The sequence below is a fragment of the Duganella sp. LjRoot269 genome, assembly GCF_964254095.1.
Classification (GTDB): Bacteria; Pseudomonadota; Gammaproteobacteria; order Burkholderiales; family Burkholderiaceae_D; genus Rugamonas; species Rugamonas hordei.
Map to the genome: position 1 here is coordinate 3,905,833 of NZ_CAXUSL020000001.1, position 13,327 is coordinate 3,919,159.

At 67.2% G+C, this 13,327-nt stretch carries 18 protein-coding genes; 17 read left to right on the plus strand and 1 reads right to left on the minus strand.

Annotated features, from left to right (window positions below; translation table 11 throughout):
• Positions 1 to 40: 40 nt before the first annotated feature.
• The 16 genes from ACSQ3S_RS17505 to ACSQ3S_RS17580 all read left to right on the plus strand — a co-directional run bounded on the left by ACSQ3S_RS17505 (position 41) and on the right by ACSQ3S_RS17580 (position 11,912).
• Complete coding sequence (locus ACSQ3S_RS17505) at positions 41 to 724, plus strand: hypothetical protein (protein ID WP_436143185.1); 684 nt, start codon at positions 41 to 43, stop codon at positions 722 to 724.
• A 58-nt stretch (positions 725 to 782) separates the two neighbouring features.
• Positions 783 to 1,202 carry a hypothetical protein gene (locus tag ACSQ3S_RS17510; protein ID WP_436143186.1) on the plus strand — a complete coding sequence of 140 codons (420 nt, stop codon included), beginning with the start codon at positions 783 to 785 and terminating at the stop codon, positions 1,200 to 1,202.
• Between the two features lie 82 nt (positions 1,203 to 1,284).
• The gene (locus tag ACSQ3S_RS17515; protein ID WP_436143187.1) at positions 1,285 to 2,346 is read left to right on the plus strand and encodes an FHA domain-containing protein; all 1,062 of its coding nucleotides are present in this window, start codon (positions 1,285 to 1,287) and stop codon (positions 2,344 to 2,346) included.
• Positions 2,340 to 3,713, plus strand: coding sequence for a FliI/YscN family ATPase (locus ACSQ3S_RS17520; protein WP_436143188.1), 1,374 nt, complete (start codon positions 2,340 to 2,342; stop codon positions 3,711 to 3,713). Before ACSQ3S_RS17515 ends, ACSQ3S_RS17520 begins: the two co-directional genes overlap by 7 nt.
• Positions 3,713 to 4,213, plus strand: a complete 501-nt coding sequence (locus tag ACSQ3S_RS17525) for a hypothetical protein (RefSeq protein WP_436143189.1) — start codon at positions 3,713 to 3,715, stop codon at positions 4,211 to 4,213. The genes ACSQ3S_RS17520 and ACSQ3S_RS17525 overlap by 1 nt, the downstream gene beginning before the upstream one ends.
• Before the next feature lies 1 nt (position 4,214).
• Positions 4,215 to 4,820, plus strand: a complete 606-nt coding sequence (locus tag ACSQ3S_RS17530) for a hypothetical protein (protein WP_176650713.1) — start codon at positions 4,215 to 4,217, stop codon at positions 4,818 to 4,820.
• 53 nt (positions 4,821 to 4,873) lie between these two features.
• Positions 4,874 to 5,992, plus strand: coding sequence for a type III secretion system cytoplasmic ring protein SctQ (gene sctQ, locus ACSQ3S_RS17535; RefSeq protein WP_436143190.1), 1,119 nt, complete (start codon positions 4,874 to 4,876; stop codon positions 5,990 to 5,992).
• Complete coding sequence (gene sctR, locus ACSQ3S_RS17540) at positions 5,986 to 6,645, plus strand: type III secretion system export apparatus subunit SctR (RefSeq protein WP_176650715.1); 660 nt, start codon at positions 5,986 to 5,988, stop codon at positions 6,643 to 6,645. Before sctQ ends, sctR begins: the two co-directional genes overlap by 7 nt.
• Before the next feature lie 30 nt (positions 6,646 to 6,675).
• Complete coding sequence (gene sctS / locus ACSQ3S_RS17545; protein WP_436143191.1) at positions 6,676 to 6,939, plus strand: type III secretion system export apparatus subunit SctS; 264 nt, start codon at positions 6,676 to 6,678, stop codon at positions 6,937 to 6,939.
• 27 nt (positions 6,940 to 6,966) lie between these two features.
• Entirely contained in the window at positions 6,967 to 7,758 is a 792-nt protein-coding gene (locus ACSQ3S_RS17550; protein ID WP_436143192.1) for an EscT/YscT/HrcT family type III secretion system export apparatus protein, read from the plus strand.
• A complete protein-coding gene (gene sctU / locus ACSQ3S_RS17555; protein ID WP_436143193.1) occupies positions 7,755 to 8,873 on the plus strand; it encodes a type III secretion system export apparatus subunit SctU in 1,119 nt (372 codons plus the stop codon). The genes ACSQ3S_RS17550 and sctU overlap by 4 nt, the downstream gene beginning before the upstream one ends.
• Positions 8,870 to 9,385, plus strand: a complete 516-nt coding sequence (locus tag ACSQ3S_RS17560) for a hypothetical protein (protein ID WP_436143194.1) — start codon at positions 8,870 to 8,872, stop codon at positions 9,383 to 9,385. The genes sctU and ACSQ3S_RS17560 overlap by 4 nt, the downstream gene beginning before the upstream one ends.
• A 66-nt stretch (positions 9,386 to 9,451) precedes the next feature.
• The gene (locus ACSQ3S_RS17565; protein WP_436143195.1) at positions 9,452 to 9,856 is read left to right on the plus strand and encodes an EscI/YscI/HrpB family type III secretion system inner rod protein; all 405 of its coding nucleotides are present in this window, start codon (positions 9,452 to 9,454) and stop codon (positions 9,854 to 9,856) included.
• Between the two features lie 17 nt (positions 9,857 to 9,873).
• A complete protein-coding gene (gene sctJ, locus ACSQ3S_RS17570; RefSeq protein ID WP_436143196.1) occupies positions 9,874 to 10,725 on the plus strand; it encodes a type III secretion system inner membrane ring lipoprotein SctJ in 852 nt (283 codons plus the stop codon).
• Positions 10,722 to 11,288 (plus strand): hypothetical protein, encoded by a 567-nt coding sequence (locus tag ACSQ3S_RS17575; RefSeq protein ID WP_436143197.1) that lies wholly within the window; start codon positions 10,722 to 10,724, stop codon positions 11,286 to 11,288. Before sctJ ends, ACSQ3S_RS17575 begins: the two co-directional genes overlap by 4 nt.
• A gap of 12 nt (positions 11,289 to 11,300) precedes the next feature.
• Positions 11,301 to 11,912 (plus strand): HrpE/YscL family type III secretion apparatus protein, encoded by a 612-nt coding sequence (locus ACSQ3S_RS17580; protein WP_436143198.1) that lies wholly within the window; start codon positions 11,301 to 11,303, stop codon positions 11,910 to 11,912.
• Here ACSQ3S_RS17580 and ACSQ3S_RS17585 read toward each other — a convergent pair.
• Positions 11,909 to 12,841 carry a LysR family transcriptional regulator gene (locus ACSQ3S_RS17585; protein WP_436143199.1) on the minus strand — a complete coding sequence of 311 codons (933 nt, stop codon included), beginning with the start codon at positions 12,839 to 12,841 and terminating at the stop codon, positions 11,909 to 11,911. The two genes, ACSQ3S_RS17580 and ACSQ3S_RS17585, sit on opposite strands and share 4 nt — an antisense overlap.
• A gap of 252 nt (positions 12,842 to 13,093) precedes the next feature.
• On the opposite strand from ACSQ3S_RS17585, the gene ACSQ3S_RS17590 reads away from it, so the two are divergent.
• Positions 13,094 to 13,327: a hypothetical protein gene (locus ACSQ3S_RS17590; protein WP_176650724.1), complete on the plus strand. Its 234-nt coding sequence runs from the start codon at positions 13,094 to 13,096 to the stop codon at positions 13,325 to 13,327.

Genomic DNA, 13,327 nt, shown 5'->3' on the forward strand with positions numbered 1-13,327 from the left:
TCCAAGGGGGAACGGCATTACTTTTAGCTGGGACATTATCATGAAAATATCAGAATTGATGGCGGCGTCGTTCGCTGCCGCGCTGGGCGCTGGCGCCGCTCCGGCGGCCGGGGCCGGCCAGGCGGCGCGGCCCGCGCGCGGCATGCCGTTCGGGCTGCGTACGATAGCGCGCGCGGCCGACAGTTTCACGCCTGACCACTTGGGCGACTTGATGCGCAAATTCGGCCTGGACGACGCCAGCATCGCGGTGGCGACGCAGGAATCGACCCGCATCATGGAGGAGCAGGTCGGTCACTTCCTCGGCACCATCGGGCGCCGCGCCGAGCAGCACCAGCCGGCGGGGCCGGAATCGCGGGACGATGAGCACCATCCCGACCATCCGGGACCGCCGCCGGGGAGCAGGCCGCCATCCCGCGCGGTCAGCACGTCCAGCACGTCCACAGCGTCCGAACCGGATGAGCCGCCACCACCACCGCGCCATCCAGTGCCGGCACCGCGCCATCCCGCGCTTGCCAGCTTGTCGGACGAAGAATATCTGAAATATATGCATGACCGCGACCACTACGTCGATATCGGCAGCAAGAATTCGCTGGCCTTGATCGGCAGCAGCGGGGGCAACAAGCGGCCGCCGTACTTGCGCGACCACGACCATGCGTCCAGCGCCGGCGACGGCGCTTCCAGCGCGGGCGACAGCGACGTGAATGACGATGACCCCCACAGCTGATCCCGGTTTCCCGCCTGACCGCCTGTCCCTGCCCGACGACTAACCACGGAGTGTCACCATGAGCCTTCCTTTGAAAGAAATACCGCGCAACCAAAGCTTGCCGATGAGCGAAGAGCAGGCGCTGTACATCATCGAACGCGCCAGCAAGGATCAGTTCCTGGCCCAGGACATCGAGCAGCTGCGCGACAAATGCTGCCTGTTCGTCAACGACATCATGCGCGAAGTGAACCTGGCGCTGGCGCAGCAAGACAAGCGGGTGCCGGCGCTGTTGCGCAGCAAGGAGGACACCGCCATCTCGCTGCGCGGCGCCGCGCGCGAGCGCGAACGCCTGGCCCAGCAGCGGCGCGAGCTGGCCGAGGCGATGGTCATCGGCGCTCTGCTCAACAGCAACAATCCGGACTGGAACCCGCTCGACCCGGCCACCGACCGCAGCAGGGGCAGCCTGCTGCTGGCATTGCTGCGGTCGGCGCTGCCGTGACGCGGCATGCCGGCGTCGGGGAACCGGCACCGGCCAACTCCCACTCATCGATATTCCCAGTGAATTCAGATGGAGCACGACCATGTATGAATTAAGAATTTTAAACGGCTACCACCGCGGGGCGACGCTGCCGCTGCGGCTGGATGAAGGCGAACACGTCGTCGGCAGCGCCGACGACGCCGACGTGGTGCTGGCCGACCCCGGCGTGCGCGAGCGCCACGCCAGCATCGCGCTGTCCGGTTCGGGCTGGACGCTGCGTGTGCTCGATGGCGAGATACGCGGTGCCCAGGACAACCAGACCCGCGAAGAGCTGCAACTGAACCCCGGCGACGCCGCCCGCGTCGGCCAGATCTGGCTGACGGTGGCCATGCAGGACAGCGCATGGCAGGAACCGCCGCCCACGCCGGTGGACGTGCCGGCGCCGCAGGAAGCGGCAGCCGACATGGCTGCCGCAGCGGCGGACCCGGAGCAGGGCGCGCCGGCCGACGCGCTGCACTATATGGACGATGGCGCGGACGGCGCCGGCGAGGGCGCTGCCGCCGCGCATGCCGCCGCCGTGCCGCCGCCCCGGGCCGCGCGCCGCAGCCGCCTCGTGCTGCTGGCGCCGGTGGCGTTGGCGGCGGTGGTGTCGGCCGCCTATGCGATCACCAACCGTCATCCCGGCCAGCCCGATCCCATGGCGCGTATCGCCGCCGTGAACGCCGGCGCCGAGGTCATGCCGGCCTCGCTGCAGGACGCCGCCAAACCGGCACAGGCCCTGTCGCAGGAGCAGTTGCGCGCCGCGCTGCGCAAGCGCCTGACCGAAGTGGATCTGCTCAACCGCTTCGACCTGCTGCTGGCCGACGGCCACTGGACCATGCGCGCCGTGCTTGACGACGACGATGCCGAGCGCTTCCGGCGCATGCTGACCGCGTTCGTCAAGCAGCACGACATCCGTTTCCCGGTCGACGTCAAGGTCGGCGGGGCCGAGGCGATGCTGCCTTTCCGCATACAGCAAGTCATTACCGGCAACAACGCCAGCATCGTCACCGACGACGGCAAGCGCCTGTATGTGGGCGACGAATACCGCGGCGTGCGGCTGGCGGCCATCGGCGGCAACCAGCTCAGCTTTACCGGCAAACATCACCTTGAAGTCACATGGTGACGGCCGCCTTCGGCAACATGGTGGACCAGCGGCTTGAGCATCTGGCCACGCGGCTGCAGCCGTGGCGCGACGGGCTGCCCGCCAAGCCCGGCTTCATCAGCCACGGCAAGGTCTCGCAGGTGCTGGGCACCCTGATTGAAGCGCACATGCCGCCGGTGCGGATCGGCGAATTGTGCGACCTGGTCAACCCCGACCTGCCGGGCCAGCCGATGCTGGCCGAGGTGATAGGCTTCACCGAGAAATCGGCCATCCTCTCTGCCCTCAGTCCGCTGGAAGGCGTGTCCAACCGCACCCGCATCGTGCCGTTGCGGCGCGCCCATACGATCGAGGTGGGCGACCACCTGTTCGGCTGCGTGCTGGACGGTTTCGGTCGATGGATGTTCCGCGCCCCGGCGGCGGTGGACAATGTCGCGACCTGGCGCGCCATGGCGCCGGTGATACGCGACGCGCCCAAGGCCACCGACCGGCCGCGCATCGCCACGCCGCTGGCCACCGGCGTGCGCGCCATCGACGGCCTGCTGACCATGGGCGTGGGCCAGCGCATCGGCGTGTTCGCCGGCCCCGGCTGCGGCAAGACCACGCTGATGGCGGCGATCGCGCGCGGCTGCCAGGCCGAAGCCATCGTGTTCGGCCTGATCGGCGAACGCGGGCGGGAACTCAATGAATTCCTCGAGCACGAGCTGGACGCCGAGCTGATACGCAAGACCGTGGTGGTGTGCGCCACCTCGGACCGCACCTCGATGGAGCGCTCGCGCGCCGCCTTCACCGCCACCGCGATTGCCGAAGGCTTTCGCGACCGCGGCAAGAAGGTGCTGCTGCTGGTCGATTCGCTGACCCGCTTTGCCCGCGCCCAGCGCGAGATCGGCCTGGCGGCCGGCGAGCCGCCGGCGCGCGGCGGCTTCACGCCGTCGGTCTACACCATGCTGCCGCGCCTGATCGAGCGGGCCGGCGCCACGCCGCAGGGGTCGATCACCGCCATGTACACGGTGCTGGTGGACGGCGAGTCGTCGTCCGACCCGATCGGCGACGAGGCCAAGTCCCTGCTGGACGGCCACATCCTGCTCACGCGTAAGCTGGCCGAGCAGGGCCATTATCCCGCCATCGATGTGCTCGCCAGCATCAGCCGCGTCATGAGCAACGTCACCACGCGCGAGCACCGCAAGTCGGCCTCCAGGTTCCGCGAGCTGATGTCGCGTTACCAGGAGATGGAGTTGCTGATACGGCTGGGCGAATACAAGTCCGGCAGCGATCCGGTGGCCGACCAGGCCGTGCGGCTGCGGCCGGAACAACTGGCCTTCCTGCGTCAGGACACCAGCAGCAGCGACGACTACGATCAGACGCTGTCGACCATGATGGAGCTGCAGTAATGAGCACCGCCCAGCAAGCCGGCATCGGCCCCAAACGCAGCAAGCGCGAACCGGTCGACGTGGCCGAGCGCAAGCCGGACGACAAGCGCCTGGACCAGCTGCTGCATATGCGCAAGCAACGGCTGGGCCGCTTCGAACGCGAACGCAACGAGGCGCGCGAGCGCTGGCGGGGGAGCCGCGCGGCGTTACGGAAGATCAAGCAGAGCTGGCAGCAGGCCCTGCGCCAGGCAAAACAGCAATGGATGGAAGCGCGCCAGCAGTTCCTGTCCATGGTCATTACCAGCGGCGAGTTCCGCCGGGCCAAGGCGGCCTATGAACGCATGAAAAAGGAGGCGGCCCAGTTGTATCTGGATTGCCGCGAGCAGTTGCAGCGCAGCCGGCAGGCCGGCGGCGAGTTTTTCACGGCCTGCCGGCGGATGCTGGAGGCCAGCCGCCAGCAGGAAAAACTGACCGTGATGCGTGACGAGATCCGCGCCCTGGCGCGCGCCGGGGAGGATTGAGATGGCCGTATTACCGCTAGGCGCCGCGTTGCCGGATCCTCCGGAACCGGCGCCCGCACCCCGTCCGCGCCCGCCATCCTTGCCGCCCAGGCCGGCCTCGCCGCCGGTTGCTCCGGCGCAGGGCGCCGGCATCGCTGCGCGGCCCGCCACCGCGCCAGCGACGCGCCCGGTCGCCCAGCGCGGTACGACCGGCGCAGCCACGTCCGGTACGCCGGCACGGCAGGATGCATCCCAGCAGCAGCCGGCCGGGGCGGCGATCAGCGTCGCGATCCCGCCCGGACTTGACGGTGGCGGCGGGCATGGCGACGGTCACGACGACGGACAGCAGACCGGCCTGGCGCCGCCGGCAGCGTCCGGCGGCGATCAATTCGATAGCGACATGCTGCTGGATCTGCTGCCGACGGACGGTGACAGCGGCATCTTCGAGATCCTGCTGCCCAATGGCGACAAACTGGGCGTAATGGCCGACGTCAGCCGCAACTCGGCCTCGTTTCTGTTGTCGGCCGGTGGGGACAAGCTGCGCGACTGGTTGCGGCGCAAACAAATGGAACTGCAAACAGGCTTGATGCGACGTATGAGCAGACCGGTCAGGCTCGCCGTGTTGTAGTTGGGCACGGATGCCGCTGCCCCCGATGAACGCCGCAGAGGAACCAAGCATCCATGTCCGACACCGTTTTTCCCGTGCCCGGTATTTGCCGCAATCCCGGCGATGTGCCGGCGCGCTCCCTGTTGCAAGGGGCGCCGCGCCTGCATGCCGACGACGCGCTGCTCAGCCGCAAGCTGGGGCTGGGCCTGCATAGCCCGCTAGAACAGGGCGCCAGCCTGACGCTGCGGCCCGGCGGCGTCAGCAACGGCTACGCCGGCGGCCAGTCCATGCCGCTGTGGCTGTCCGGTCCTGCCGGGCCGCTGGAAGTCGACGACGGCGCCCGCCTGTTGCGCGTGCTGACCGGCATCGACCTGGAATCGGTCGAGATGGAGGCCGGCCGCTATCCCGACTGGCTGGTGGCTGCCGTGCTTGGCCGCCTGCAGGGCACGCCGCTGCGCGCCACGCAAGACATCGCACCGGCATCCGCTTTCACCACGCCGCCGCATGCCATGCGCCTGCGGGTCAGCCACGAACACCATGTATTCGACCTGCCGCTGCGCGCGGCCGGCGCCACCTGGCTGGAGCTGTTGAGCCAGCCGGACTGGACGCCGTTGCGCTCGCCGCTCGCCGCCAGCCTGGACTGGCCGGCCACGGCGACCGTGGTGCTGGCGCGCCACCGGCTGCCGCTGGCGGCGCTGCGCCGCATCGAAGCCGGCGACATCATCCTGCCCGCGCAGGCGGCATTTGCCATCGACGGCGGCGGCATGCTGCGCCTGGCCGGCCAGGCGTGGCGGGTGTGCTACCGCGCGCCCGGCAGCTTACAACTCATCGCCAAGGAGGAAAGATTGGAATTCGAACAGACGTATGAGGCCGGCGACGGCGACGACCAGCAGGTGCTTGACCCGGCTCCCGGCGACGGACCCGAAGATGGACAGGAAGTCGCGCCGCAGGAGGGCGCCGGCGAGGCCGTGCTGGACCAGGTGTCCGTGACGCTGGTGTTCGAGCTCGGCAGGGTCAGCCTGCCGCTGGGGCAAGTCCGCACGCTGGGGCCGCAGACGGTGCTTACGCTGGACGGCGGCAATCCGGCCGCGATCGGCATCGTCTGCGGTGGCCGCAGTGTCGGCAGTGGCGAGGTGGTCGATGTCGACGGCGTGCTGGGCATCCGCATCACGCAGTGGGGCGGGGCATGCTGAACGGACAATATGATGTCGTCTCGTTCTCGGTGCTGCTGGCCATGCTGGCGCTGGTGCCGCTGTTCGTGGTGACGACCACGTCGTTCCTGAAGATCTCGCTGGTGTTGCTGGTGCTGCGCAGCGCCATGGGCGTGCAGCAGGTGCCGCCGACGCTGGCCATCTACGGCATCTCGCTGGCGCTGAGCGTGTTCGTGATGGCGCCGACGGTGCAGGAGATCGGCAAGACCGCGCTCAGCCTGGAGACCAATACCGCCAGTTCGCGCAGCATGCCGCTGCTGGCCAAGGCACAGGAATCGTTCGAGCCCTTGCGCAAGTTCATGCTGAAGGTCAGCCATGCCGACCAGCGCGAGCTGTTCCTGGCATCGGCCAGAAAGCTGTGGCCGAAGGAGGCCGCGCGCGACGCCAAGCCCAGCGACGCGCTGATCCTGATTCCCGCCTTTGTGGTGTCGGAGCTGCAGACCGGGTACGAGATCGGCTTCCTGATCTATATCCCGTTCGTCGTGATCGACCTGCTGATCTCCAACCTGCTGATGGCGTTGGGCATGCAGCAGGTCAGCCCGCAGACCATCACGACGCCGCTCAAGCTGCTGCTGTTCACCGTGGTCGGCGGCTGGGGCAAGCTGCTCAACGCGCTTGCGATGTCGTATTTATAAACCCCTATTTATAAACCGGAGCAACAGACCATGGGTGATACGCTCAACTTCTTCCAGCAGGGGCTGTGGATGGCCGTCATGCTGTCGGCGCCGCCGCTGATCATCGCCACGCTGTGCGGCGTCGCCGTGTCGCTGGTGCAGGCGGTGACCCAGATTCAGGACCAGACCCTGCCGTATGTGGTCAAGCTGGTGGCGGTTGCCGTCACCCTGGCCGGCATGGGGCGCTGGATCGGCGTCGAACTGATACAACTGACCGAGCTGGCCATGCGCATGGTGCCCGATGTCGGCCGCTGAGGTACCGGTGCGGCCGGGAGCGGCGTGATGCCGGCCCCGCTGTTGCTGGACATGCAGGCGCTGCTGGTGACCCTGGCGCTGATTACGCCCAGGGTGCTGGTGTGCCTGTCGATCCTGCCCGGCTTCGGCCTCAACGTGCTGACCGGCATGGCCCGGAACACGGCGGCAATGGCGATCGCGCTGCCGGCGGCCTTGCCTACGTTTTATTTTGTGCAGCACAATGGTCCGGACTTCCTGCTGTCGGGCATGCTGGCGTTCAAGGAAGCGATCATTGGGCTGATGTTCGGCGTCATGATGTCGATCCCGTTGTGGGTGGCGCAGTCGATCGGCTCGATCTTCGACACCCAGCGTTCGCCGATCCAGATCCAGGCCAACAACGCCAGCGTCGACCGCGACGCCAGCGCCATCGGCGGCATGCTGATCCAGGCCGTGGTGCTGGTGATGGTGCTGGCCGGCCTGTTCTCGGCGCTGGCGCGCATCCTGATCGAAAGCTATGCCGTGTGGCCGGCATACACGCTGCTGCCGCCGTTCGAACCGGGGCATTTCGACGTGCTGATCAAGCGCTTCGGCGAGCTGCTGTGGTACACCGTGGTGTATGGCGCGCCGGTGATCATCCCGCTGATATTGATCGAGTTCGGCTTTGCCATCGTCGGCGTGTTCGCCTCCAATCTGCAGGTGTCGTTTGCCTCGGCGCCGATCAAGGGCCTGGTGGGGCTGTTGCTGATGCTGGCCTACTGGCCGACTTTTTCGCACTATGTGACCGGTGATTTTTCCCACCTGCTTGACCTGGCCGCCAGCCTGATGCAGGTGCCCAAGTGAGCGACGACAAGACCGAAGAACCCACACAGAAGAAGATCGACGACGCCGAGGAGAAAGGCCAGGTCGCGGTCAGCCGCGACCTGGCCCGGCTGGCCACGCTGGTAGTGGTGGCCGAGATGGCCTTCGCCACCCAGTCGCTGTGGCGCGACGCCATTTTCAATATGATGAATTCCTCCATCCTCGGCATCGGTCACAACTTCCGGCTGGAGATGGGGCAGATCGCCACCACCGCCGGCTTGTTCCTGCTGGTGATTTTCTGCTGTTTCTTTGTCGTCTGCATCGTGGTCGGCGTGGCCGCCCATTGGGGTCAGTTCGGCATCCTGATCTCCACCGAGTCGATCGTTCCCAAGTTCGACAAGCTCAATCCGGTCAACGGCGTCACCCAGTTGTTTTCGAAAAAGAAGCTGATCGAGCTGCTGGTCACCGTGGGCAAGGCGTCGCTGATCGGTTGGATCGTCTACAACCTGATCCGCAGCCACCTGCCGGAAATGATCGCACTGTCCGGCGGCGAACCGGAAGATGTGTTCCATACCTTTGTTGAACTGCTGCGCTCGATTTTTCATGTGATTGTCGTGGTCTGCCTGTGCCTGGGCATGATCGACTTCGCGGTCCAAAAGTATTTCCACAAAAAGGACTTGATGATGGACAAGGAGGAGATCAAGCGCGAGCACAAGGAATCCGAAGGCGACCCGATGATCAAGGGCAAGCGCAAGCAGCTGGCGCGGCAGTGGGCCAATGAGAGCCCGGCCGCCAAGACCGAGAGCGCCAACGCGGTGGTGGTCAATCCGACCCACTTCGCCGTGGCCATGTACTACGACGCGGAACAGGTGATGGTGCCGCAGGTGCTGGCCAAGGGCAAGGACGAGGTGGCGCAGGCCATCATCCAGCGCGCCCGCGAATGCGGCATTCCGGTGATCCGCCATGTCTGGCTGGCGCGCACGCTGTACGCCACATGCCGGGACGATACGCCGGTGCCGACATCGAGCTATGAAGCGGTGGCCCAGGTGTATGCCGTGGTCCACGAGTTGACGGCAAGCGGGCAGGCCGGGCTGGAGGTGGAGCTGGAATCGCTCGGCGAGCCGCCCAGCGGCATGGCGCCGCCAGGCAGCCGATGAAGAGCGCCGACATCGACGCCGTCGCGGCGCGCGAGCAGGCCGTCGCCGACGGTGCCCGGCGGGTGCGGATCCGGTTGCAGGCCGCGGCCGAGGCCGACCGGCGCCAGCGGGCCGCGGCCAGGACGCAGGAGGACGGCGGCAGCCTCGACTGCGCGGTGGCGCCGGAACTGGCGATCGGCGCCGCCGCGCCCCCGGTGCCGGACATCATCGGCGCCGCCGGCGCCATCGCCAATGCCGGCTTCGGCGACTGGCTGCACGACGATGCCAGCGAACCCGCCGACCATACCATCGCCGGCGTCGGCGACCGCGCGCACCACATGGCGCTGAAGGTAAGCCATGTGGTGGTGGCGCCGCGCCAGGCGCCGGTGGGACGGCCGCAGCCGCTGCCCCGCCTGCGGCCGTCGTCGCGCGCCGATTGCCAGCGCCGCTGCGGCACGGCGGGATTCTGCGATCCGTCGTCGGATCTCGGCTGCGGCGGCGAATACTGCGCCAGCCGCTACGAGCCGTTGTGAGGGAACCCTCGGCGCCGCCGGCGCCACTTAACTACTGCGGATCAACTCAATCCTGGAGCCGAACACATGAATCCAACGACCCAAGCGGCAACCCTCCCGTCGGCCTCGACACCCGGCACGCAGCAAAAGAATTCCCTGTCGCTCGACATACAACCGGCCGACGCGGCCGACAGCGCGCAGTTCCGCGCCCGGCTGGAACACCACATGCAGGCCGGCGCGCGCAAGACCGGCGCCGACAATGCCTCGCTGGGCAATGTCATCGCCAGCCGCGCCACCAATCTGGCGGGCCAGCTCAAGCAGGACCAGATGTATGTGTCCAAGCTGCTGGAGCAATCGACCCGCACCGGCGATTCGATGCAGCTGATGAAAGCCATGATGGCGCTCAACGACTACCAGCTGCGCGTGCAGACCGTTTCCAAGACCGTGTCGAAGGCCGCGTCGTCGGTCGACTCCCTGACCAAACTGCAGTAAGCACCTCCGGGCCGCCCATGGATATCCTGAACCCACACCGGTTATCGCGCTGCCTGCGCCTGGCCTGCATGCTGGCCTTGCCGGTCGTGCTGGCCGCCTGCACCAAGATGGTCACGCTGCAGGCCGGCCTGAGCGACGCCGACGCCAACGACATCATCCTGGTACTCAACCGCAAGGGTATCGAGATCGAAAAGCAGAAAACCAAGGAGGGCGTGACGCTGATCACCAAGGACGGCGACCTGTCGCGCGCCACCGAGGCCATGAATGCCGCCGGCCTGCCGCGCCGCAGCCTGTCCAACCTGGGCGAGGTGTTCAAGAAGCAGGGCATGATTTCTACCCCGATGGAAGAGCGCATCCGCTACATCCACGGCTTGTCCGAGGAGCTGGAATCGACGCTGCAGCAATTCGACCGGGTGGTGTCGGCACGTGTGCACGTGGTGCTGCCGGAACGCATCGCGCCGGGTGAGCCGATACAGCCGTCGTCGGCGGCGGTGTTCGTCAAATACCGGCCGCCGCTGGACGAGGACGCGGTGCTGCCGCGCATGCGCAAGCTGGTGGCCTCCAGCATTCCCGGCCTCGGCGGCGACGACGGGCGCGGCAAGGTGTCGGTGGTGCTGATGCCGGGCGAGCCGCCGCCGGTCGGCATTCAATGGACGATGCTGGGACCGTTCGTGGTGGCGCAGGATTCGGTCGGCTGGCTGACCTTCACGTTGGCGGTGCTGGGCGCGATGGCGTCGGCCGGGCTGGGTTACCTGCTGTTCCGCTACGCCATGCGCAGTCCCAGGGTGGCCGCGCTGGTGATGCGGCTGGCCATGCGCTGGGCCAGCCGCAAGGCGGCACCGGTGCCGGCGCCGGAAGCGCAGCCGTGAGCACGCTGTCCGGGACCTTCCTGGATTGGTGGTTCGCGCCGTGGCGCCTCGGCGGCGGCGATCCGGTCCTGGCCGGTGTCGACGCGCCGCCGGCGCGGCGCGACGCCTACCGCGCCTGGTGCCGGCAGGCCGGCGTGCCGCCGGATTTGCCGGCTGCCGGCAATCCCGGCTGGCAAGCCGCCGCGCTGGAGGATGGCGCCGCGCTGCGCCGCTGTTGCGCGCTGTATGGCGGCCTGTTCGCCGCCCGCGAACAGGATCACGCCGTGCTGCGCTCGCTCCCCGCCGACGATCGCCGCTGGTGCCTGAGCGTGGCGATGACGCAGCCCCTGCAAGGCGGAGCCGTCCATGCCGGCGGCGACGCCGGGCAGCGCGGCATGCTGGAACTGGCATGCCGCCTGGACGCACAATTCCCCGGCATGTGGCAGCGCCTGCGGCGCCTGCTGCATGACGTGCCCGCCACGCCATCGCCTCCATTGTCCGGTGCTGCAGCCTCGGCGGCGGCACTGTCGCGCGCGCAGCGGTGCTGGAGCCTTTGCCTGGCGCGCGCACAAGCCCCTACCTAGGAAAGAATGTCGATGAACGATTTTTGTGTCGAACGTATCAGCGTGCCGGCGATACTGCGCGCCGAGCACGGCGTATTGCGGCCACAGGCGCTGCGCGTCAGCGCCGACGCCGGCCAGGCTGCGGCGCGTCTGCTCGACCAGGCGCGCGAGCAGGCCGGCCTGATCCTGGCTGAGGCCCGGCAGGAGGCCGGCCAGGCCGTGCAACAGCAGCGCCAGGACGTGGTGCGCCAGGCGACGCAGCTGCTGGATGGGCTGCGCCAGGCGCAGCAGGACATGCTGGCGCGCATGGAACACGTGGTGGTGGAGCTGGCCCAGGAAGTCTACGACCGTTTGATGCTGGAGCTGACGCCGCGCGAGCGCATCGCCGCCATGTTCCGGCGTGTCCAGCAGGAGGCGCCGGGAAAACTGGTGGAACCGGTGGTATGGCTGCATCCGGACGACCTGGCGCTGGCGCCGGACAGCGTCTGGGAGCGCAAGGCCGATGCGCGATTGACGGTCGGCACGTGCCGGCTGGAGGCAGCCAGCGGCGAATGGCGGGCCGAATTCCAGCTCGCCAGCGACGAATTGCGAACGGCCATCACGCAGGTCGGGCCGCCGGCCGCGGAGGAACCCGGCACACTTTAGCCGGTTTTGTGGACGGAAGCCGTCGTTTGACTGTCGCCGGCGCTCAAGTCGTCCCAGATGCGGCGCACCTGTTCGTTGCTTTCGGTGCGCAGGCGGTACAGCGAGATCTCGAAATTGACGCGCAGCTTGCTGTCGCCGGCCACCAGCAGCCGGCCTTGGCGGACGTCTTCGCTGACCAGGCGTTCGGGCAACCACGCCAGGCCCATGCCGCGTCTGGCCATTTCCAGGATCGAGTCGTAGGAGTCCGATTGATAGATGGAATGCAGCGCCGGCATCTTGTCAAGCTTGGCAAGGTGGTTGGCCAGGATGCCGCGCAGGGTCAGCGTGCTGGCGAACGCCAGCCATGGCGTGGGCGCGGCGGGGTTGAACGATATCGGATGGCGCAGCCGGCCGCGGACACCGGGCGCGCTGACCGGCAGCAGCACCTCGCTGGCCAGCGGTTGCGCCTCGAAGCGCTTGGGATCGATCAGCAGCCGGGTGAGCGGACTGGAATAGGTGAGCAGCAGTTCGACGTCGCCGTTGGCCAGCCGCGCGATGGCCTCCTGCGAACCGCTGGTGGTCAGGTGCACCGAGAATGCACCCAGGCGGTGCGCCAGCGACTCGTACCAACCTGGGAAGAACGTGGTGGACAGCGTGCGGCCGGTGGCGATGCGCAGCACCTGGCCGGACGAGGACAGGTTTTCCTGCAGTTGGGCGCGGCTGGTGTGCAGCGCACCGATGACATAGTTGCAAGTTTCAAGGAATTGCGTACCGGCCGGCGTCAGCGAAACCGGCTGGCTGCGTTGCAGCAGGGGCGCGCCGACCCATGTCTCCAACGCGCGGATGCGGCGGCCGAAAGCGGGGTGAGTGATAAAACGGTTTTCCGCCGCCCGCGCGAAGCTGCGCGTATGCGCCAATTCGATAAAATCCTCCAGCCAAACCAACTGCATGTTGTCGCTCCCCCTAGAAAATTGCATCGTCGAAGTCATGACAATACAGAGTTCTGTCGCATTAGCAAATCTTGACGGGGTGATCCGGTGGACTGCGGGGGATTCTGTCGGTTTTGTCGCATTAACCAAACAGTTGACCAGACAAAAACAAAATAAAACGGAATCCAGGGCGAACTAATTCTCTTCCTCCCGCCACTCATTGGAGCGTCAAGGTCCAGCGCCACGTTCCACCGCCATCGAGGAGAGAAAACCATGTCAGAGCATAGCAGCCCGGTCTTGCAAAACCTGCGCCACCTGAACCAGAAGTTCGAGGGGATAGGCCAGCAGATCAACGACTTCAGCCGCCAGCAGGCCGACGGCGAAACGCCCGACCCGGCCCGCTTCATGGATCTGCTGCAAAAGCAGTCCGTTACCCACACTGCCATGATGGCGCAGTTCAACCTGCTGCAAAAGCCGCTGAAAACCGTGCTCAACGAGAGCAAATAG

What these genes read in the sequence shown, in the direction of transcription:
- ACSQ3S_RS17515 (WP_436143187.1), top strand. Translation starts at nt 1,285, where the DNA reads ATGTATGAATTAAGAATTTTAAACGGCTACCACCGCGGGGCGACGCTG.
- ACSQ3S_RS17520 (WP_436143188.1), top strand. Translation starts at nt 2,340, where the DNA reads ATGGTGACGGCCGCCTTCGGCAACATGGTGGACCAGCGGCTTGAGCAT.
- sctJ (WP_436143196.1), top strand. Translation starts at nt 9,874, where the DNA reads ATGGATATCCTGAACCCACACCGGTTATCGCGCTGCCTGCGCCTGGCC.
- ACSQ3S_RS17580 (WP_436143198.1), top strand. Translation starts at nt 11,301, where the DNA reads ATGAACGATTTTTGTGTCGAACGTATCAGCGTGCCGGCGATACTGCGC.
- ACSQ3S_RS17525 (WP_436143189.1), top strand. Translation starts at nt 3,713, where the DNA reads ATGAGCACCGCCCAGCAAGCCGGCATCGGCCCCAAACGCAGCAAGCGC.
- ACSQ3S_RS17590 (WP_176650724.1), top strand. Translation starts at nt 13,094, where the DNA reads ATGTCAGAGCATAGCAGCCCGGTCTTGCAAAACCTGCGCCACCTGAAC.
- sctQ (WP_436143190.1), top strand. Translation starts at nt 4,874, where the DNA reads ATGTCCGACACCGTTTTTCCCGTGCCCGGTATTTGCCGCAATCCCGGC.
- ACSQ3S_RS17560 (WP_436143194.1), top strand. Translation starts at nt 8,870, where the DNA reads ATGAAGAGCGCCGACATCGACGCCGTCGCGGCGCGCGAGCAGGCCGTC.
- ACSQ3S_RS17585 (WP_436143199.1), bottom strand. Translation starts at nt 12,841, where the DNA reads ATGCAGTTGGTTTGGCTGGAGGATTTTATCGAATTGGCGCATACGCGC.
- sctR (WP_176650715.1), top strand. Translation starts at nt 5,986, where the DNA reads ATGCTGAACGGACAATATGATGTCGTCTCGTTCTCGGTGCTGCTGGCC.
- sctS (WP_436143191.1), top strand. Translation starts at nt 6,676, where the DNA reads ATGGGTGATACGCTCAACTTCTTCCAGCAGGGGCTGTGGATGGCCGTC.
- ACSQ3S_RS17510 (WP_436143186.1), top strand. Translation starts at nt 783, where the DNA reads ATGAGCCTTCCTTTGAAAGAAATACCGCGCAACCAAAGCTTGCCGATG.
- ACSQ3S_RS17505 (WP_436143185.1), top strand. Translation starts at nt 41, where the DNA reads ATGAAAATATCAGAATTGATGGCGGCGTCGTTCGCTGCCGCGCTGGGC.
- ACSQ3S_RS17550 (WP_436143192.1), top strand. Translation starts at nt 6,967, where the DNA reads ATGCCGGCCCCGCTGTTGCTGGACATGCAGGCGCTGCTGGTGACCCTG.
- ACSQ3S_RS17530 (WP_176650713.1), top strand. Translation starts at nt 4,215, where the DNA reads ATGGCCGTATTACCGCTAGGCGCCGCGTTGCCGGATCCTCCGGAACCG.
- ACSQ3S_RS17565 (WP_436143195.1), top strand. Translation starts at nt 9,452, where the DNA reads ATGAATCCAACGACCCAAGCGGCAACCCTCCCGTCGGCCTCGACACCC.